Below are 20062 nucleotides of genomic sequence, written 5' to 3' on the forward strand. Positions count from 1 at the left end.
CTTTCACCTCAACCCCGTCGTCTTGGTTTTAGACCTGATGGGAGGCGGCTTCGGGATACACCTGATAACCGTCCACCCGAGTCAGGGCCCGGAAATGCTCCAGCAACCGCTTGGTCATCTCCCCGGGGACGCCCCGACCGATTTCCCGGCCGTCCACCTCCACCACCGGGATCAACTCCGCGGCGGTGCCCGTCAGAAAACATTCATCGGCGACAAACACATCGTGCCGGGTAAAGGGCTCTTCGGCCACCGGGATGCCTTCCCGCTGGCAAATTTCGATGATCGCGTTTCGCGTGATCCCCTCCAACGCCCCGAGATATGTGGGTGGAGTGATAACCCGCCCGTTTTTCACGATAAACACGTTGTCACCCGACGCTTCGCAAACGTAGCCATCCTGGTTCAGAATCAAGGCCTCCAGAGCCCCGGCGCGGCTCGCTTCGATTTTGGTTAAAATATTATTGAGATAGTTTAACGATTTGATTTTCGGATTGAGAGCATCCGGATTGTTTCGCCGGGTGGGCACTGTCACCACTCGTAAGCCCTGATCATAAAATTCTTGCGGATACAATTTAATCTGATCGGCGATGATGATGACATTGGCGCCTGAGCAGTTATGCGGGTCGAGCCCTAAATCCCCGGGGCCCCGGGAGACCACCAGGCGGATATACGCGTCTTTCAGGCCATTCCTGCGCACCGTCTCCGCCACTGCCTGTTGCATCTCTTCAAAAGTCAGTGGAATCTGCAACAAAATTGATTTGGCCGACTCATAAAGCCGTACAATGTGCTGGCGGAGGCGAAAGATGTTCCCACCGTACGCGCGAATCCCTTCAAAAATACCGTCTCCGTACAAAAATCCGTGATCGAATACCGAGACCGTCGCCCGTTTGGGATCGACGAACTCCCCGTTCAAGTAGATGAGTTGACCTTCACTCACCGCTCTCTCTCCCTTCTCACTTACCCCATCGGGGAAAACGGAAAAAGCCTTTCACCCCCGGCACACTTGGTGCACGGTCCGGGGCGAAAGGCTTTGTTCGCGGTACCACCCAGGTTCGTCGGCGTTTCGCAACGCACGACCTCGTGAAGTCTCTCACAATACGAGACTTCCGGCGGGATAACGGCCGCCGCCTGCCGTCGTCGCCTACTGGTACCTCCCTCTCAGGGGAAGCCGTTCGGCGAGAGGCTCAGGGGTGAGCTGGACATCGGAGATAAAGGCCGGGCTCTCACCTACCCCGACTCTCTGGGCTTTAGAGCTCCGCGTCTTCCTGTCCCCGTCATTGCCTGTGTTCTTCTTCACCGTGTCGAGTTGCCGCCGCACGGGGCAACCGATTGAAATATTTATCTCGGATTATAGAGGTCGGACAAAGGAGTGTCAAGGGTTTCTTCTAAAGGTTATGTGAAGATTATGCGATGACCGGATACGTCCCGAGGTCCCGAACCGCCGCCCCAGTTTCATGAATCCCCTCCACCGCCCGAATCACCGCCGGATCCCACCACTGTCCCTCCATGTCCACAAAAAAATGATAGCTACCAAGTCCTCGGCGGGTGGGGCGGGATTCGATCCGGGTCAGGTTGACCCGTTCCCGGGCAAAACAGGCCAAAACCTCATATAAGGCGCCGGGATGGTCTTCCCCGAGGGTGATCAAGGCGGACGTCTTGCTGGAACCGTGCCGCCGACAAAATTCCCGCTGCTGATCCTCGGTCCACCGGGATTCAGCGGCCACCAACACAAATCGGGTCCGATTGTTGGCCTCGTCTTGAATCTCACTATCAAGGATTTCTAGACCGTAGATCCGGGCGGCTAAGCGGGTTCCAATCGCCGCCAAATCCTCGGGATCCCGGATAACCCGTTCCGCCGCCGCGGCCGTGCTTTCAGCCGCATACTGAGGGACCCCTGGAAAGTGGTTTCGAAGATATCCTCGACACTGGGCCAGGGCCTGGGGATGACTGACAATTCCCTCGATCTGCTCTCCCGAAACCCCCGAACGGGCTAGAAGGTGGTGGGAGACGGGCAGGGCCGCCTCCGCCGCGATGACCAGTCCCCCTTCGTGGGCCAACCAGTCCAAAGTGATATTCACGGATCCCTCCAAGGAATTCTCGATGGGCACCACCCCGAAGGCCGTGGCTCCAGAAGCCGTCAGGTCGAGCACATCCGCAATGGTGTCGCAGGCCACCCATTCTTCTCCAGGGAGATCTGAAGCCAAAACGCCGGACATGACCCGGGCCGCCTCCTCGGTGAAGGTCCCGGACGGGCCGAGAAAGGCCAATTGTGTTTGTGCTGTCATTGTGAAAATCGTACCGGCTCCTCTCCACAAGAATCCAACAACCGTTCTCGAAGCAACGCCAGGCCTCCCAGCAGCCTGTTACGGGCGCACCTGGCCCCTGCCCCGGATGACGTATTTGTACGTGGTCAATTCTTTGAGGCCCATGGGTCCCCGGGCGTGCAATTTCTGCGTGCTGATGCCGATTTCCGCTCCGAACCCGAACTGGAATCCGTCCGTGAAGCGGGTGGACGCGTTGTGATACACCGCCGCCGCATCCACTTCGCGAAGAAAGCGCTCCGCAGCCTCTTTGTCTTCGGTGACGATCGACTCGGAATGATGGGTGCCGTAGCGATTGATATGCTCGATGGCCGACGGCAGATCCGGCACCACCCGAACCGCCAGGATCAGTCCGAGATATTCCGTGACCCAATCCTCCTCCCCGGCCGGCACCACATCGGGGACCACGGCCCTGGTCCTCGGGCAGCCGCGGACCTCCACTCCCCGCTCCCGCAGGGACGCCACGATTCCGGGCAAGAAGGAGTCCGCCACGGCCTCGTGAACCAACAGGGTCTCAATGGCGTTACACACTCCGGGCCGCTGGGTTTTCGCATTGATGGTCAGGGCCGAAGCCATGTCAAGGTCGGCGGCCTGGTCCACGTACAGATGACAGTTGCCCACCCCGGTTTCGATCACCGGGACAGTGGCCGTCTCCACGACATGTTGGATCAGCCCCGCGCCCCCCCGGGGGATCACCAGGTCCACCAGCCCCTTTGCCGTCAAAAGCTCATCCACCGCCCGGCGATCGGGGTCATCCACCAAAATCACCGCATCCGCAGGGATCCCCTCCGTTTCAAGGCTCGCCCGCAAAACCGTGACGATGGCGCGGTTGGAATGGAGGGCGTCGGAACCCCCGCGGAGAATCGCCGCACTCCCGGCTTTGACCACCAAACCCGCCGCATCCGCCGTCACATTCGGCCGGGACTCGTAAACCATGCCGACCACCCCGAAGGGCACCCGCACCTTTTCGATCCAAAGACCGTCTTTTTGTTGCCAAGCCTCCAACACTTCACCGATCACGTCGGGAAGACCTGCAACCTGGCGCAAACCCTCGGCCATCTCCGCCACCCGGCGCTCACTCAGTTGCAACCGGTCCAACAGTTCCGGCCTCACTCCCCGCTCCCGAGCCGCCGCCACGTCCTCCTCATTGGCGGCGAGGATCTTCGAGACGTGCTCCTCCAGTCCCCGGGCCATGGCCAAAACGCCCTTTTGCCGCGCCTCCGGCCCCGCCGCCGCCACTTTTCCCGAAGCCTCTTTGGCTCGAAGCGCCAATTCCTTGACAAGGGTCACCTCCATCCCTCCTCCATGATCACCAAATCGTCCCGATGAACCACTTCCGGTTTTCGGGCTGCCACACCCATCTCCCGGATATCCTGACTGCGTAATCCCCGGACATTTTGTAAATCCCTGGCGTCGTAGTTCACTACGCCCCGGGCGATCTCCCGGCCGTCCGGTCCCACAATGCTGACCACGTCCCCGGCCGAGAAGGACCCTTGAACATCCAACAGTCCCGGAGCAAGTAGACTACGTCCGTCCAGGCAGAGCGCCCGCACCGCGCCTTCGTCCACGATGAGGCGACCCCGGGGGGCGGAACTATAAGCGATCCACCGCTTCCGTCCCCGGATGTGGGGCTGCGGCTCGACATACGTCCCCCCATCTTTGCCTTCCACTGCGTCGAGAACGGCCCGGGACCGCCTGGCCGACGCGATAACGGTGGGAATCCCGGTGGAAGAGGCAATTCGGGCCGCCTGCAGCTTCGAACGCATGCCCCCGGTACCCACCCGGGAGCGGGTTCGGCCCGCCGCCCGCCAAATTTGCGGAGTGATCTCCGCCAGCCTGGGAATCCGAACCGCGCCGGCATCGACCCGGGGGTCGGCGGTGTAGAGCCCGTCCGTATCTGTCAACAGGACCAGAAGATCTGCGTCCACCATCACCGCCACCTGGGCGGACAGGGCATCGTTGTCCCCGAAGCGGATCTCCTCCACCGCCACGGTGTCGTTTTCATTCACAATGGGAAGAACCCGATGATGCAACAAGGTCATGAGGGTGTTCCGGGCATGGACATACCTGCGACGCTCCCCCATCACGTCCCGGGTGAGCAGAACCTGGGCGATAATGATCCCGCGCCGCTCAAAAATCCGCTCGTACGCTTGCATCAGGACGCCCTGGCCCACGGCGGCCGCAGCCTGCTTCTCGGGAATGGTAAGTCCCTCGGCCGGAAGACCCAGGCGCATCCGCCCCGCCGCCACCGCTCCGGAACTGACCAGAACGGCCTTCCACCCATCCTTCATCAATGCGCTCAGTTGATCTGCCACCGCCTCCATGTTTCCGGTGTGTAAGTGATTCCCTTCCATCAACGAGCTACTGCCGATTTTTACGACGACCGTTCCAGGCATGATTGACGTCCACCCATCCGTGAGGCCCCCCGGACTGCCCCAGCCCGCGAGACGCCTAATGTTCCACGTGCAAAGGCGCGTGCACCGTATGCACCACTTCGTGATCCCGCAAACGGGCCACCGCATCCATCAAATTCCCCTGGCGGACCGAATGTGTAACCACGACGATTTCCGCAAGATCTCCTTGGGAGGACTTTTGCAACATCGAGGCGATACTGACCCCGTACTGCCCGAGTACTGTGGCAACCGCGCCCAGCACACCTGGACGGTCCACCACCAGGGCCCGCAAATAAAACCGTGAACGGGTGTCCTCGATGGGTTTAATCGTCTTCCGCCGATAGCAGGGACACAGCATTCGGCCCCGCACCCCGTCCCGGAGATTCCGCACCGCTTCCACCACATCCCCGGCCACCGCACTGGCGGTGGGCAACTCCCCTGCCCCCAGGCCGTGGAACATCGCTTGGCCAATGGCGTCCCCCCGGACAAAAATCGCGTTATACGCACCTCCCACCGCGGCCAAGGGATGATCCCGGGGCACCAAGGTCGGCCGTACGGCGATCTCGATCGCCTCCTCCGCCTCGTCCTGTTTAGCAACGGCCAACAATTTGATGATGTACCCCAACTCCCCGGCGTATCGGATATCCCGGTCTGTCACTTCGGTAATTCCGGTGACATCCACCTGCGGGAACACCACCCAGGAATTGAACGCCAGAGACGCCAGAATCGCGATTTTCCGCGCCGCGTCGTATCCTTCCACATCTGACGTCGGATCCGCTTCGGCGTACCCCAATTGCTGCGCTTGGTGAAGGGCCGTCGCAAAATCCAAGCCGTCTTCGGTCATTTTCGTCAAAATATAATTGGTGGTCCCATTGATAATGCCCATGATTTCCGAAATCCGGTTGCCTGCGAGACACTGTTTCAAAGGTCGAACGATGGGAATTCCCCCCGCAACGCTGGCCTCAAACAGCAAATCACACCGGTGCGCTTCCGCCGTCTCCAGAAGGATCCGGCCGTGCTCGGCGATCAAGTCTTTGTTGGCCGTCACGACGCTCTTCCCGTTGCGCAGTGCCCGCAACAAAAGCTCAAGGGTATGGTCCATGCCCCCCATGACCTCGACGATGATATCCAGGTCGGGGTCATCCACTAAACTGTCTGCATCCGTGGTCAAGAGATCCTTCGGCACGTCCACAGTCCGCTCTTTCGCAGGATCGCGCACCGCGATCTTCTCGATCCGCACGGGGATGCCCGCCCGCAGCGCAATATCTTCCGCATTGCGCTGCAACACCTTGTACACCCCCGTGCCAACCGTCCCGAGCCCCATCAGGCCGACACGTACAACATCCTGTTTCATCTTCCTCATCCCCCCATGGACGCGCCGATCCATTTGTCTACCGTGAATGAACAGTCATCCATACACGGTAGACATTATATATCGAGTCTCGGAATTCGCCAAGGGGGAAACGCCGGAAGAACCCTCCATTTCCCCAAGAACCGCTGATCACGACCGTTTTTCCACGACAACCCCGGCCTGGCGTTCCAGTGGTTTCACCAAAGCGGAAATATCTTCCGAGCCGAGGCCCTCCGCAGCCGCCTCCCGAAACACTTGCTCGGCCACAGCCCCTTCCAGAAGGCGAATCCCTTCACCCCGGCCGAGGTCATTGGCCAGGCGAAGATCCTTGTAAAGCAAATCCACAGTGAATTTTGGAGTAAAATCCCGCTGTAAAATACAATTCGGTACACTCCGGTGCAACATTGCGCTCTCCCCGGTGGATACGGCCAAGACGTCATACAGCAGTTTGGGATCCAGGCCCATGCGGCTCCCCAGGACAAAGCCCTCCACCAGGGCTTCTTGCGTGATCCCGATGATTAGCTGATTCACAAGCTTAGCAATGTTGCCCGCGCCGCTAGGGCCGAGGTAAAAAATATGCCGGCCCATCGCCTCAAACAAAGGATGGCAACGGCGAAAAGCTTCTTCCTCTCCCCCCACCATGATGGCAAGGGTGCCCGCTTCGGCCCCCATCGGACCGCCGCTGATCGGCGCATCGAGATAAGAAATCCCTTGTCTTTGCGCTTCTGCCGCCAGCCTCCGGGAGGTATAGGGGCTGACCGTGCTGTGATCCACCACGACCCCTCCGGTTTTCATGGCAGAGAGAACGACCGAACCCACTTCGTTTACGACGGCATCGTCGGGCAAACACATCAAGACCACGTCGGTCTGGGCGGCCAAATCCCGCACATTTTGGACATAGTGCAGCCCCTCTGCCTGTAATGTTTCGATGACCGCCTGGCGGCGCGCAAAAAAAAGAGTCTCAAATCCGGCTCCTTTCAGACGGCGCGCCATGGGGGCTCCCATAGTCCCCACTCCGACAAACCCCACCCGCACGGGCATCATTCCCCCCATCCTAGTCCTGTCCCTTAGCGATTATTCTTCTCGCATTATAACATAGAGCGCGGCCGCCCGGCGGATAAACGGTGCGGCCGCATAAGGGCACTAATGGAGGGGTTGTTTTTCTAAGTGCATATCTCCCAGATGTTCATCCATGTAGTTCATCGTAAAACTGACCCGCTGCACGTCGCCGTCTGCAAACTCTCTGGCTAATAACCTCGCCACTTGGTTGGTCATCGCCTTGCCCGGCGGCTGCCAGAATTCCACCCGCCCCGTCACGCTGTTATCCAACTCATCCACCGCCACCAGGCCGATCGGCTCATGATGGCCGTTATGAAGATGATATTTGGTGTGACTTCCCTCTTCTTTATAGAGAGAGAGATGCAGAGTTTGACGGCGGCCCCGATTCCGACGCCGGCGTTTCGGCGACCGATCATTGGCCGACAGCCGGTTTTTCGCGGATTCCTTGTTGGACTCCGTGGAAGGGTCGGCGGAGATCCCGCGCCGGGACGAGGTTTGAAAACCATCCAGATCATATTCGGGGCCTTCGTCTCCGTATTGTTCGTCCTGATCTTCGGGGGCCGACCCATTCAAAATTTCACCTTCGGGGGCTTTGCGCGCCTCTTTGCGATTCGCCCCGGAAGTGTCTTGGGCGGAGTCGTGTTGTGCTTCATTTTCCTCGCGATGGCCAGTCCAAGTCGCTGGACCTTCCAAGACCGGATCGATATCTCCGTACATCATCACCACTGTGGCGTCGCCAATGTCCAACGCCCCGGCCAAGCCCGCCACGTAGTCTTGAATGTGACTCACCACCGCGTCAACCTGATCATCGGGTAATTTCCCGCTGTCCAACTGGATCGTCCCGGTCAGCAAATGCCCCTCTCGGTAGACGAGATATACATCTCCTATCCAGCGGTGGGACAAAAAAATCCCCAATGATTCCCCACCGGCGGTTCGAAGTTCCGGACGCAACACCACCTGCATCGGCCAATCCCTCCCTCGGTCGACACTCGGAAGTATTATGCCCGGGAAGGGACGAATCCACGCCCTGGGGTTTCAATTCCGCTCGTTCGCCATCCCGGCGGATCACTCCCCCAGAGGCCTTTGAGCACCCAGATATCGAGTAGGAGGGGGCGGCTAGCCCCCGTCCTCTCACACCACCGGACATGCGGGTCCGCATCCGGCGGTTCACCAAGCTTGACGAAGCCTTCGGTAACGTTCGGTTAAACTCATCAGACCTTGAGCCTGCCAGTAGGTGTTGTCCAGGGCTCGATTCATCGGCCCATGGGCCATTCGCCACGGCCCTTTGCGGGCATTGGCGAATGGGTGTACCACCCACTCCGGCAACCCCAGTGCGCGCAGTTCACGGTATCGCGTCCGCACCCGTTTCCACTGTTTCCAGAGACACATCCGCAGCCTCCGCCGGATCCATCCTTCGATTTCTTCGAATGTGCTCGGCGTTTCGGCCAGGGCAAAGTATCCGATCCAGCCGCCCAAGTACGTATTCAGCCGTCGGATTCGTTCCTCCATGGCGATCGGTTGGTTCCTCGCCGTGAGGGCTCGGATCTTGGTCTTGACCCGGTCGATCGACTGCCTGGCCAGGCGAATCCGGATTTCCCCGGCTTTGCGTTTGTACATGCTGAACCCCAGAAACTTGAGTTTCCACGGTCGGTCCACCGTGCTCTTCTGCTCGTTAAGCTTGAGTTTTAACCGCTCCTGCAGGAATTTCCGGATACTGGCCAGGACTCTCTCCCCCGCCCGTCTGCTTCGAACGTAGATGTTGGCATCATCCGCATACCGGACGAACCTGTGGCCCCTCTTTTCCAGTTCTTTATCCAGGTCATCCAGAAGGATATTCGCCAACAGTGGACTCAACGGCCCGCCCTGTGGCGTCCCTTCCTCCCTTTCCATGACCACCCCGTTCACCATGATCCCTGCCTGGAGGTACCGGCGAATAACCTTGAGCACTCGTTTGTCCGTGACCTTCCGGGCTACCCGGGCCATAAGGATGTCATGATTCACCCGGTCAAAGAACTTTTCCAGGTCCATGTCCACGCCCCATTCGTATCCTTCTTCCACATACTGCCTCGCCTTCTTGACCGCGTCGTGGGCCCTTCTTCCGGGGCGGAACCCGTAGCTGGCCTCCGAAAATTCCGGGTCAAAGATCGGCGTCAGCACTTGCAGGAGGGCCTGTTGGATCAGGCGGTCCATCACGGTGGGGATCCCCAGCATCCGCTGGCCTCCCCCGGGTTTCGGGATTTCGACCCGGCGCACGGGCTGCGGTCGGTAGGTCCCCGCGAGCAGTTCTTCCCGGATGCGCGGCCACTCGGCTCGGATCTGTTCCCGGAGGTTTTCCGTGGGAATGCCGTCCACGCCGGGGGCACCCTTGTTCTGCTCCACCCGCTTCAGGGCGGCCAGCATGTTATCCCTGGCCACCACCTTCTCCATCAGGCTATCACCTTGATCCCCGCGAGGTGAGGTTCCGCTTTGTGCCGGAGAAGGGCTCGGCTCTCCCACGATCCCCCGTGGCTTCACCACTTCCTCCCGTGGGCAGTCCCTGTTCAGGGTTTTCGGCTGTCTTCGTCCTTCTCGCGAACGCACCGGTCTCACCTCTGACTTGATGTTCGGGCCTTCCTCTCAGGTTCATGATCCCCGGAGTACTATGCCCTCTGCTGACTCCTGCCGGTTCAGCCGAACCTCTCGGTTCGGGTTGCCAGTTTCTCTGGCGTGTCCGGCAGGCCTCCCCGGGTAAGAACGCTGACCTTCCCCCCGCGCCCGCCTCATATACTCCACCGCTCCTTGGCAGCCTTGGATTTCGCTGTGTTGCGCCAGCTCATCCGAACGGCGCAGCCTCGTATGAGGTTCTTGTTCATCGGACCGTGGGTTTGCCTCCGGCTTCCTTCGGATTCCGCCTCGCAGCGGACACCCTTGCCTTTGGCTAGCAGACTCGTGCTGCCTCGCCTGCAGTGGACTTTCACCACCAAGTCAACGCCCATGCCGGGCACATCGAGTAGGAGGGGGCGGCTAGCCCCCGTCCTCTCACACCACCGGACATGCGGGTCCGCATCCGGCGGTTCACCAAGCTTGACGAAGCCTTCGGTAACGTTCGGTTAAACTCATCAGACCTTGAGCCTGCCAGTAGGTGTTGTCCAGGGCTCGATTCATCGGCCCATGGGCCATTCGCCACGGCCCTTTGCGGGCATTGGCGAATGGGTGTACCACCCACTCCGGCAACCCCAGTGCGCGCAGTTCACGGTATCGCGTCCGCACCCGTTTCCACTGTTTCCAGAGACACATCCGCAGCCTCCGCCGGATCCATCCTTCGATTTCTTCGAATGTGCTCGGCGTTTCGGCCAGGGCAAAGTATCCGATCCAGCCGCCCAAGTACGTATTCAGCCGTCGGATTCGTTCCTCCATGGCGATCGGTTGGTTCCTCGCCGTGAGGGCTCGGATCTTGGTCTTGACCCGGTCGATCGACTGCCTGGCCAGGCGAATCCGGATTTCCCCGGCTTTGCGTTTGTACATGCTGAACCCCAGAAACTTGAGTTTCCACGGTCGGTCCACCGTGCTCTTCTGCTCGTTAAGCTTGAGTTTTAACCGCTCCTGCAGGAATTTCCGGATACTGGCCAGGACTCTCTCCCCCGCCCGTCTGCTTCGAACGTAGATGTTGGGGTGAGTAGCCCCGGGGAGTTTCACCCCGAGGCCCTCTCAGAACCGGACGTGAACCTCTCAGCTCATCCGGCTCCCGTTATCCAGCCTAAGGTAAAATCCCCATTTGCCAATGCACGAACAGTTTCGGTTCACGCCTGGCGATTTTCCCGATGTTGATCGTCAAGTAGAATTGACCCCGGTTTGGCACTGAATTTTGACCCCCCTCAGAAAACGGAAGTCATTGCTTGCCATGTCGTGTCGTCACTCAGGGTTCATCGTCGTCGGCCGTTGTCCCAACGGGCCGAGTGTATCGGCCCTGGCCGCTCCGTCAAGGGACGCTTCGCTCGCCCAAGGGCGCCCTTGACCTCGCGGCTGCGGGCCGATGGGGGGCCCTTAGGGGACAACGGCCACGTGTGCGTGTCGCACACGCACGGACAACATGGGGTACCAAGTCCGCCGGGCTGGTGATTAGGCGGAGGCATCGGCCTTGAGCTTGTCCTTCATCCGGTAACTGTGACCCTGAATGTGAAAAATGTGACTGTGATGCACCAGACGATCAATGATGGCGGCAGAAGCAATTGTATCGCCAAACACCTTGTCCCACTCGTCAAAAGGCATGTTGGTCGTCAGGATGATTGATCCCGTCTCATAGCGCTTGCTGACGAGCTGGAAAAAGAGGTTCGCCCGTTGCTTGTCCATGGGCATGTAGCCCAACTCGTCGATGATCAGCAGGTGGTAGCGGCTCAGCGACGCCAGCTTTTGGGGCGTGGAACGATCCGCTAAACTGGCATACAAGAGATCCGCCAGTTCAGAGGCGGTGAAAAACGCGACCCGGAGTCTGGCCGTGCACGCTTTGACCCCAAGGGCAATCGCTAAGTGCGTTTTTCCAACCCCTGGAGGACCTAGGAAAATAACGTTTTCTTTTCGGTGGATAAAGCCGAGTTCTCCCAATTCCCGAATCTCCGCGGCATGGAGCGAAGGTTGAAACGAGAAATCGAACTCCTCCAATGTACAGATCCGCGGGAATCGCGCCAGATGAATCTTCGTGGCAATGGACCGGTTGGTCTTCTGCAACACTTCCGCTTCCACGAGCCGCGTGAGAAAAGCTTGGTAAGTCAGCTTCATTTTCACCGCGTTCTCAATTTCCCGTTCCACCACCTCCCGCATATACGGCAGTTGGAGCGTTTTGAGATGTTGTTTCAGGGTCTCCATCGCATCTTCGGTCACGGGAACTCCCCCTTGTTAATGCAACAGTTGACTGTAGTAGGACAACGGGCGAATGGTGTCGGCGCGCCGAGATAACGCCTGGACCTCGACGTTTCTCGAAGAGGCGGCCGGTTTTGTCGGGTAGTTGGCCAGCAGTTTCAACACGACCTTCTCGTCCGTGGCTCCGTAAGCCAAGGCCTCCTTCAGGGCCATTTCAATAGACTCGTCGCTATAGGTGCTGCGCATGTCCAGGATGCGGGCGGCATGGTACCGAGCGTTGTGGGCATACCGACGGGTGAGCCCTTGGTAGAATGCCGCACCGCTGGGAAACACCTCGCAGAATCGCTGACGAACCGAGACACGCTCCCGGTGAGGCGCCTGGTGTTCGGGCAGCGTGTGGATCGAGCCGGTGTCTCTCGATTTGACGTGCCGACACAAGAAGGTGCCGTCTGGGCCGTACATCTCGACATATGCCCCCCTGGGTTGCGTCACCCACACCTCCCGGCCGAGGTAGGAGGGCGGGACCGAGTATTCCACGTGATCGACGGAGATGTATCCGTCTCTGCTGACGCGGCGCAAGACGCGCACACTGTCGACATACCTGCGCTCGGGGAGGGGCCGTAAAGCCGCCCGGTCCGCCTCAAACCGCTCCAACGGGGTTTGTCCCAACCGGCGGTGCACCCGCTGATTCTCCGATTCGTCAAAGGACTTCCCTTGGGTAATGAGGTCCTCAAAGTCTTTGAACTCCGTCCCTTTGAGGAAATGCTGTTCCAGCATATAGAAGGCCCGTTCCACTTTCCCCTTCGTTTGGGCGCGGTACGGGGCGCATGCATACGGGTCCATCCGGTACAGTCCCATGACCTTGAGAAATTCCGGGTGGTACCGTACAGCTCCATCCGGCCGATGATCCACGACCATTTGACCGGCATTGTCGATCAGCACCCTCTCAGGCACACCGCCAAAGTGGCGAATCCCGCACTCCAGAGCTTCCAGGACCGTCTCCAGCGTTTGATTCAGCGCAAAGTGCGTGTATCGCATTCGACTATAACTGAGAATGTAACGGTACGCGTATACCTTGACCTCCTTGCCTCCTATCTTTACTGAGTACTCCGACCAGTCGAACTGGGCTTGTTCACCTGGAGCCGTCTCCATCCGCTGAACCCGCACTTCGGTGTGCGGCTGTTCTTTCTTCAGCCGCTGCAGACACCGGTGAACCGCAGAAAGTGAACCTTGGTACCCCATCTTCTGCAACTCCGCATAGATTCGTGTTCCGATCAATTGTTTTTCCACGTACATCTGTCGAATGTGCTCCAGGAATGGGTCTGTTGCCCGAGCCGACGGCTTCTTTCGCACATACTTGGGTGGATCGTCTCCCCGCAAGGCACGACGCACAGTGTTGCGCGAAATTCCCAGTTGCCGCGCAATCGCCTTAATACTGACACCGCGGGCATGGAGTGCTCGAATCGCAGTCCAATCCTCGATAGAGATCAACCCTTTCTCCCCCGCTCCCACTCAGATTAGTAGGAGCGTACCAGTCTATCTGGTGGGGGTCAATTTTCACTGACGATCTGGGGTCCATTTTCAGTGTATATCAACACCCGAGCCAGTGTGTCGCCCGCCGCTGGTGGCTAGCAAACTTCTTGTATTTGCGTCGTACCCAGCGAACCAAAGCTCGGTTCATGTGCCGGAGCACAGAGTACAGTTCCGATTTGTAGAAGCGCCCATAGTATTGGATCCAGCCCCTAATGACGGGATTGAACATCCTGGACAGATCCTCAAGGGTCTTGTCCGGCTTCAGATGCATGCGCCAATCGTGAATCGTCTGCCGCATGGCCTTCTTCGCCTTGTTGCTTACCGCTGGGGTGAAGTTGATGAAATGCTTGCCATATCTGTTCTTGGACCTTCGCGGTCGAAACGTGTAGCCCAGGAAATCAAATTTCGTTTCCGGGTGCTCCCTACGTCGATCGTCATCTTTGCAATAGACGATACGCGTTTTGGTCGGATGGAGTTCAAGCCCGCATTCTTTGAACCGCTTTTCCAAGCTGGCTCGTAGCTTCTGCGCACCTTCCAGGCTATTACAGTGTGCTACCGCGTCATCAGCATACCGGGCAAACGGTTTGTCCGGATGGTTCTTGTCCATCCATTTGTCAAACGCGTAATGAAGAAACAGATTAGCCAGCACCGGGCTGATTACACCGCCTTGCGGCGTACCCTTCGTTCGCTCCACCACGGTCCCATCCGACAACTGAAACGGTGCCTTCAGCCATCTTTCAATGTACAGAATCACCCATGGGTTATCCGTGTGTTTACGAACAGCCTTCATCAGCAGCTCGTGGTCGATGTTGTCAAACAGCCCCTTGATGTCAAACTCCAGTACCCAGTCGTATCGCCAACATCTTTGCCGGGTGACCGCAAGCGCGTCCGCTGCCGACTTCCCTGGCCGGTAGCCATAAGAGTCCTCATGGAAGTATGGCTCCACTTTGGGCTCGAAGTACATCTTCACGACCATTTGTGCGACGCGGTCCGCCACCGTGGGTACTCCAAGAATCCTTGTTCCTCCGTTTTTCTTGGGTATTTCCACTGCCTTGACTGGTGGAGGAAAATAGCTGCCGGAGGACATCCGGTTCCAAATCTTGTAGAGGTTGTTTTTCAAATTGGCCTCAAACTGCCCTAGGCTTTCCTCGTCTACCCCAGCCGCTCCCCGGTTCGCCTTGACTCGTCGGAACGCCTCAAGCACCACATGTTTAGAGATTTTGTACGGCTTTGTTTTGTCCATTGGCTCCTCCCTTGCGGTTGACCTCTGCACAAAACTGGATAACACAACCCCTTCACTCCACTTCCATTACAAAGCTTCCTCGCTACTACGGGTTGTTCCGCCCCTGCACCTCGCATCGGTACTTTCGTCCTTGCGGGTCCTCCGCTTGGAGTTTTCCCTTCGCATCGAAGTGCAGGTTCCCACGTTCCGAATCGAAGCCTGTGCCGCGTTCACGCCGCCTTCATGCCGGTCACCGCCTGGACAGTAAGCAGGTTTCCTCCAGACTGATCCCGGGCTAACGACTACCTCCCGGTTTTGATGACGTCCCTACGCTTTCGACACGTTATCAGCGGTTCACTGGTGTTCGTCTCCATCGGCACGCACCTGACGAGGTCTGGCCCTCGCCTTTTCCGTAACGCTCACTACCATGGCTTTTGTCCACAGCAGCTTACGGTGGTTTGAAGCCTCCACCTGCATGGCGACTTCGAGGGGCCTGCCCTCATCTTCGATTCGGCATGGCCTTCGAGCCATCACCTAGCTCGTCGCCTTCGTGGCGCACCATCATCCGCATACCGGACGAACCTGTGGCCCCTCTTTTCCAGTTCTTTATCCAGGTCATCCAGAAGGATATTCGCCAACAGTGGACTCAACGGCCCGCCCTGTGGCGTCCCTTCCTCCCTTTCCATGACCACCCCGTTCACCATGATCCCTGCCTGGAGGTACCGGCGAATAACCTTGAGCACTCGTTTGTCCGTGACCTTCCGGGCTACCCGGGCCATAAGGATGTCATGATTCACCCGGTCAAAGAACTTTTCCAGGTCCATGTCCACGCCCCATTCGTATCCTTCTTCCACATACTGCCTCGCCTTCTTGACCGCGTCGTGGGCCCTTCTTCCGGGGCGGAACCCGTAGCTGGCCTCCGAAAATTCCGGGTCAAAGATCGGCGTCAGCACTTGCAGGAGGGCCTGTTGGATCAGGCGGTCCATCACGGTGGGGATCCCCAGCATCCGCTTGCCTCCCCCGGGTTTCGGGATTTCGACCCGGCGCACGGGCTGCGGTCGGTAGGTCCCCGCGAGCAGTTCTTCCCGGATGCGCGGCCACTCGGCTCGGATCTGTTCCCGGAGGTTTTCCGTGGGAATGCCGTCCACGCCGGGGGCACCCTTGTTCTGCTCCACCCGCTTCAGGGCGGCCAGCATGTTATCCCTGGCCACCACCTTCTCCATCAGGCTATCACCTTGATCCCCGCGAGGTGAGGTTCCGCTTTGTGCCGGAGAAGGGCTCGGCTCTCCCACGATCCCCCGTGGCTTCACCACTTCCTCCCGTGGGCAGTCCCTGTTCAGGGTTTTCGGCTGTCTTCGTCCTTCTCGCGAACGCACCGGTCTCACCTCTGACTTGATGTTCGGGCCTTCCTCTCAGGTTCATGATCCCCGGAGTACTATGCCCTCTGCTGACTCCTGCCGGTTCAGCCGAACCTCTCGGTTCGGGTTGCCAGTTTCTCTGGCGTGTCCGGCAGGCCTCCCCGGGTAAGAACGCTGACCTTCCCCCCGCGCCCGCCTCATATACTCCACCGCTCCTTGGCAGCCTTGGATTTCGCTGTGTTGCGCCAGCTCATCCGAACGGCGCAGCCTCGTATGAGGTTCTTGTTCATCGGACCGTGGGTTTGCCTCCGGCTTCCTTCGGATTCCGCCTCGCAGCGGACACCCTTGCCTTTGGCTAGCAGACTCGTGCTGCCTCGCCTGCAGTGGACTTTCACCACCAAGTCAACGCCCATGCCGGGCACACACACAAAGCCCCGCAGGAAAGATCCTGCGGGGCTTGCGGGAACGCGCCCGGCAACGTCCTACTCTCCCAGGGCCCTGCGGCCCAAGTACCATCGGCGCTGGAGGACTTCACTTCTGTGTTCGGAATGGTGACAGGTGTTTCCCCTCCGCTCTCGTCACCCGACCCTCGTTCCCTCAAAACCGAAAAGCCACCACAGCTTGAGAAAGCCTCGACCGATTCGTATCCGTCCGCTTCACGCCTCGCGGCGCTTCCACGCCGGACCGATCTACCTCGTCTTCTCCAAGGGGTCTTACCACCTTGCGGTGTGGGAAACCTCATCTTGAGGCGGGCTTCGCGCTTAGATGCATTCAGCGCTTCTCCCCCCCCGACTTGGCTACCCAGCGGTGCGCCTGGCGGCACAACTGGGACACCAGCGGTCGGTCCATCCCGGTCCTCTCGTACTAAGGACAGCCCCTCTCAAGTTTCCTCCGCCCGCGGCAGATAGGGACCGAACTGTCTCACGACGTTCTGAACCCAGCTCGCGTACCGCTTTCATGGGCGAACAGCCCAACCCTTGGGACCGACTTCAGCCCCAGGATGCGATGAGCCGACATCGAGGTGCCAAACCTCCCCGTCGATGTGGACTCTTGGGGGAGATCAGCCTGTTATCCCCGGGGTAGCTTTTATCCGTTGAGCGACGGCCCTTCCACTCAGTGCCGCCGGATCACTAAGCCCGACTTTCGTCCCTGCTCGAGTTGTCTCTCTCGCAGTCAAGCTCCCTTGTGCCTTTGCACTCGCCGCGCGATGTCCATCCGCGCTGAGGGAACCTTTGGGCGCCTCCGTTACCTTTTAGGAGGCGACCGCCCCAGTCAAACTGCCCACCTGACACTGTCCCCCGACCGGTTCACGGCCGCAGGTTAGAAGATCAATCCGCCAAGGGTGGTATCCCAACGTCGGCTCCCCCCGGGCTGGCGCCCGGAGTTCCCTGCCTCCCACCTATCCTGTACATGACCGACCCATCTCCCATATCAGGCTACAGTCAAGCTCCACGGGGTCTTTCCGTCTAGCCGCGGGTACCCTGCATCTTCACAGGGACTACAATTTCACCGGGTCTCTCGTTGAGACAGCGCCCAAGTCGTTACGCCTTTCGTGCGGGTCGGAACTTACCCGACAAGGAATTTCGCTACCTTAGGACCGTTATAGTTACGGCCGCCGTTTACTGGGGCTTCGGTTCAGGGCTCTCACCCTTCCCCTTAACCTTCCAGCACCGGGCAGGCGTCAGCCCCTATACCTCGCCTTCCGGCTTCGCAGAGACCTGTGTTTTTGCTAAACAGTCGCTTGGGCCTCTCCTCTGCGGCTCCCTCGGGCTTTGTCCCACCGGCCCATGGCTTTCGCCAAGGCCGGCGGGGCCCATCACCCTACCGGAGCGCCCCTTCTCCCGAAGTTACGGGGCCATTTTGCCGAGTTCCTTAACGAGAGTTCTCCCGGTCGCCTTCGGATCCTCTCCGTGCCAACCTGTGTCGGTTTCCGGTACGGGCACCCAGGTCCTCGCTAGAGGCTTTTCTCGCCAGTGTGAACCCAGGGACTTCGGTACTCATGCTTCCCTCCCCTTCACGGCTCAGGCGCCCGTTGTGCGGATTTCCCTGCACAACACCCTCGCCGCTTGGACGGCCTCTTCCAGCCGGCCGCTCCCCTGTCCTCCTGTGTCCCCCCTTCGCTCAAACGGACCTCGGTGGTACGGGATTCTCCACCCGTTGCCCTTCGCCTACGCCCTTCGGCCTCGGCTTAGGTCCCGACTAACCCTGGGCGGACGAACCTTCCCCAGGAACCCTTCGGCTTTCGGCGGACAGGATTCTCACCTGTCTTTCGTTACTTATACCGGCATTCTCACTTCCCGCCTGTCCACACGCCCTTGCGGTCGTGCTTCCCCCACGCGGGAACGCTCCCCTACCACAGTCTCCTGTCCGAGGCTTCGGTCGCGGGTTTCAGCCCCGTTTCATTTTCGGCGCAGCCGCACTCGACCAGTGAGCTATTACGCACTCTTTCAATGATGGCTGCTTCTAAGCCAACATCCTGGTTGTCTTCGCACGGCCACTTCCTTTCCCACTTAACCCGCCCTTGGGGACCTTAGCCGTCGGTCTGGGCTGTTCCCCTCTCGACCACGGATCTTATCACTCGTAGTCTCACTGCACGGCATCCGACAACGGCATTCGGAGTTCGACTCGGCTCGGTAACCCTCGCGGGCCCCTCCCCCAATCGGTGCTCTACCGCCCCCGCCTTCTTCGCCGCACGCTCGCCCTCAAGCGATTTCGGGGAGAACCAGCTATCTCCGGGTTCGATTGGCATTTCACCCCTACCCCCAACTCATCCTATGGTTTTTCAACACCAACAGGTTCGGGCCTCCATGGCGTTTCACCGCCACTTCACCCTGGTCAGGGGTAGATCACCCGGTTTCGGGTCTGCCGCATGAAACTCTCGCCCTCTTCAGACGCGCTTTCGCTTCGGCTCCGGCCCTGAAGGCCTTAACCTCGCTTCATACGGCCGCTCGCCGGTTCATTCTACAAAAGGCACGCCGTCAGGCTCTGTGACGCCCTCCGACTGCTTGTCGGCACACGGTTTCAGGTCCTTTTTCACTCCCCTCCCGGGGTGCTTTTCACCTTTCCCTCACGGTACTCTCCGCTATCGGTCGCTGGGGAGTATTTAGCCTTGGGAGGTGGTCCTCCCGGATTCAAGCGGGATTCCTCGTGCCCCGCCCTACTCGGGGTCCGCCCCGGAGCCGCGTCGGTTTCGGATACGGGGCTCTCACCCTCTCCGGCGGGCCTTCCCAGACCCTTCTCCTACCAACCCGGTTTCTCACTCCTCATGGGACGCCCCTCGACCCCGGCCCCCTTAAAGACCGGTTTAGGCTCCTCCCCGTTCGCTCGCCGCTACTTGGGGAATCGCGGTTGCTTTCTTCTCCTCGGGGTACTAAGATGTTTCAGTTCCCCCGGTCTGCCCTCGACGACCTATGCATTCAGCCGCCGATGCCGCCTCTCCCAGACGGCGGGTTCCCCCATTCGGACACCCCCGGATCAACGCCCGCTTACGGCTCCCCGGGGCGTTTCGGCGTTCGCCCCGTCCTTCTTCGGCTCCCAGCGCCCAGGCATCCACCGTGCGCCTTTCCTACTTTCTCTCGCTGCGTGGCTTTTCAGTTCTCAAGGAACGAGTGCGTCGATCTCGCGACGCGATATTTATCATCGCACATAGCGCCAAGAATGTCAACTGGGAATTCTTGAGCCTCTCCTCCCTCCTCGAGGAAATCGCCCCAGCGGCAAACCCGCCGGACCGCTCTCACCTGGAAAAGCCGAAAAACCAAAAATGAGAGAGTGCAAGGGGTGCACTCTCTCGGCTCACGTATGCCTGTCAAGGAGAGAAGGTGATTAGAAAAGGAAACCCAGCAACGTCCCGAGGGTTTGTTCGACTACGCCGGTCAAAACGCCTACCAATCCGAGAACTGCGCTGATCATAGGCTCCCCCCTGCTCTTTCTTCCGCAACCGGCTGCATCTTTATTATAACCGCAGTGTTGCCGAAAAGTGTTGACAGAACCGG

12 protein-coding genes, 2 rRNA genes and 1 pseudogene are annotated in these 20062 nt (G+C 59.3%); all 15 read right to left on the reverse strand.

The window, feature by feature from the left end:
- Positions 1-28 precede the first annotated feature (28 nt).
- The 15 genes and pseudogenes from ilvE to CVV65_RS11565 all read right to left on the reverse strand — a co-directional run bounded on the left by ilvE (position 29) and on the right by CVV65_RS11565 (position 19646).
- Entirely contained in the window at positions 29-934 is a 906-nt protein-coding gene (gene ilvE / locus CVV65_RS11480) for a branched-chain-amino-acid transaminase (protein WP_013074975.1), read from the reverse strand.
- 466 nt (positions 935-1400) lie between these two features.
- The gene (gene pheA / locus CVV65_RS11485; RefSeq protein ID WP_100668250.1) at positions 1401-2282 is read right to left on the reverse strand and encodes a prephenate dehydratase; all 882 of its coding nucleotides are present in this window, start codon (positions 2280-2282) and stop codon (positions 1401-1403) included.
- A 78-nt stretch (positions 2283-2360) separates the two neighbouring features.
- Positions 2361-3614, reverse strand: coding sequence for a glutamate-5-semialdehyde dehydrogenase (locus CVV65_RS11490; protein ID WP_407928357.1), 1254 nt, complete (start codon positions 3612-3614; stop codon positions 2361-2363).
- Entirely contained in the window at positions 3605-4714 is a 1110-nt protein-coding gene (gene proB / locus CVV65_RS11495) for a glutamate 5-kinase (protein ID WP_100668252.1), read from the reverse strand. The genes CVV65_RS11490 and proB overlap by 10 nt, the downstream gene beginning before the upstream one ends.
- A 55-nt stretch (positions 4715-4769) precedes the next feature.
- On the reverse strand, positions 4770-6065 hold the full coding sequence (locus CVV65_RS11500) for a homoserine dehydrogenase (RefSeq protein WP_100668253.1): 1296 nt from the start codon (positions 6063-6065) through the stop codon (positions 4770-4772).
- 147 nt (positions 6066-6212) lie between these two features.
- Complete coding sequence (locus CVV65_RS11505) at positions 6213-7106, reverse strand: NAD(P)-dependent oxidoreductase (RefSeq protein ID WP_232796601.1); 894 nt, start codon at positions 7104-7106, stop codon at positions 6213-6215.
- Between the two features lie 99 nt (positions 7107-7205).
- On the reverse strand, positions 7206-8084 hold the full coding sequence (locus CVV65_RS11510; protein WP_100668255.1) for a hypothetical protein: 879 nt from the start codon (positions 8082-8084) through the stop codon (positions 7206-7208).
- A 204-nt stretch (positions 8085-8288) separates the two neighbouring features.
- Complete coding sequence (ltrA, locus tag CVV65_RS11515) at positions 8289-9701, reverse strand: group II intron reverse transcriptase/maturase (RefSeq protein ID WP_198592010.1); 1413 nt, start codon at positions 9699-9701, stop codon at positions 8289-8291.
- A 474-nt stretch (positions 9702-10175) separates the two neighbouring features.
- Entirely contained in the window at positions 10176-10796 is a 621-nt protein-coding gene (locus CVV65_RS11525) for a group II intron maturase-specific domain-containing protein (RefSeq protein WP_198592011.1), read from the reverse strand.
- A 423-nt stretch (positions 10797-11219) separates the two neighbouring features.
- Complete coding sequence (istB, locus tag CVV65_RS11530; RefSeq protein ID WP_100666831.1) at positions 11220-11978, reverse strand: IS21-like element helper ATPase IstB; 759 nt, start codon at positions 11976-11978, stop codon at positions 11220-11222.
- Between the two features lie 15 nt (positions 11979-11993).
- Complete coding sequence (istA, locus tag CVV65_RS11535) at positions 11994-13448, reverse strand: IS21 family transposase (RefSeq protein WP_157935348.1); 1455 nt, start codon at positions 13446-13448, stop codon at positions 11994-11996.
- 100 nt (positions 13449-13548) lie between these two features.
- Positions 13549-14733 (reverse strand): group II intron reverse transcriptase/maturase, encoded by a 1185-nt coding sequence (ltrA, locus tag CVV65_RS11540; RefSeq protein WP_100668257.1) that lies wholly within the window; start codon positions 14731-14733, stop codon positions 13549-13551.
- 539 nt (positions 14734-15272) lie between these two features.
- Positions 15273-16088, reverse strand: a pseudogene (gene ltrA / locus CVV65_RS11550) (group II intron reverse transcriptase/maturase); the annotation flags it as partial.
- Between the two features lie 451 nt (positions 16089-16539).
- A 5S ribosomal RNA gene (rrf, locus tag CVV65_RS11560) occupies positions 16540-16656 on the reverse strand.
- Between the two features lie 34 nt (positions 16657-16690).
- A 23S ribosomal RNA gene (locus CVV65_RS11565) occupies positions 16691-19646 on the reverse strand.
- Positions 19647-20062 lie beyond the last annotated feature (416 nt).

This window comes from Kyrpidia spormannii, assembly GCF_002804065.1.
GTDB classification, from domain to species: domain Bacteria; phylum Bacillota; class Bacilli; order Kyrpidiales; family Kyrpidiaceae; genus Kyrpidia; species Kyrpidia spormannii.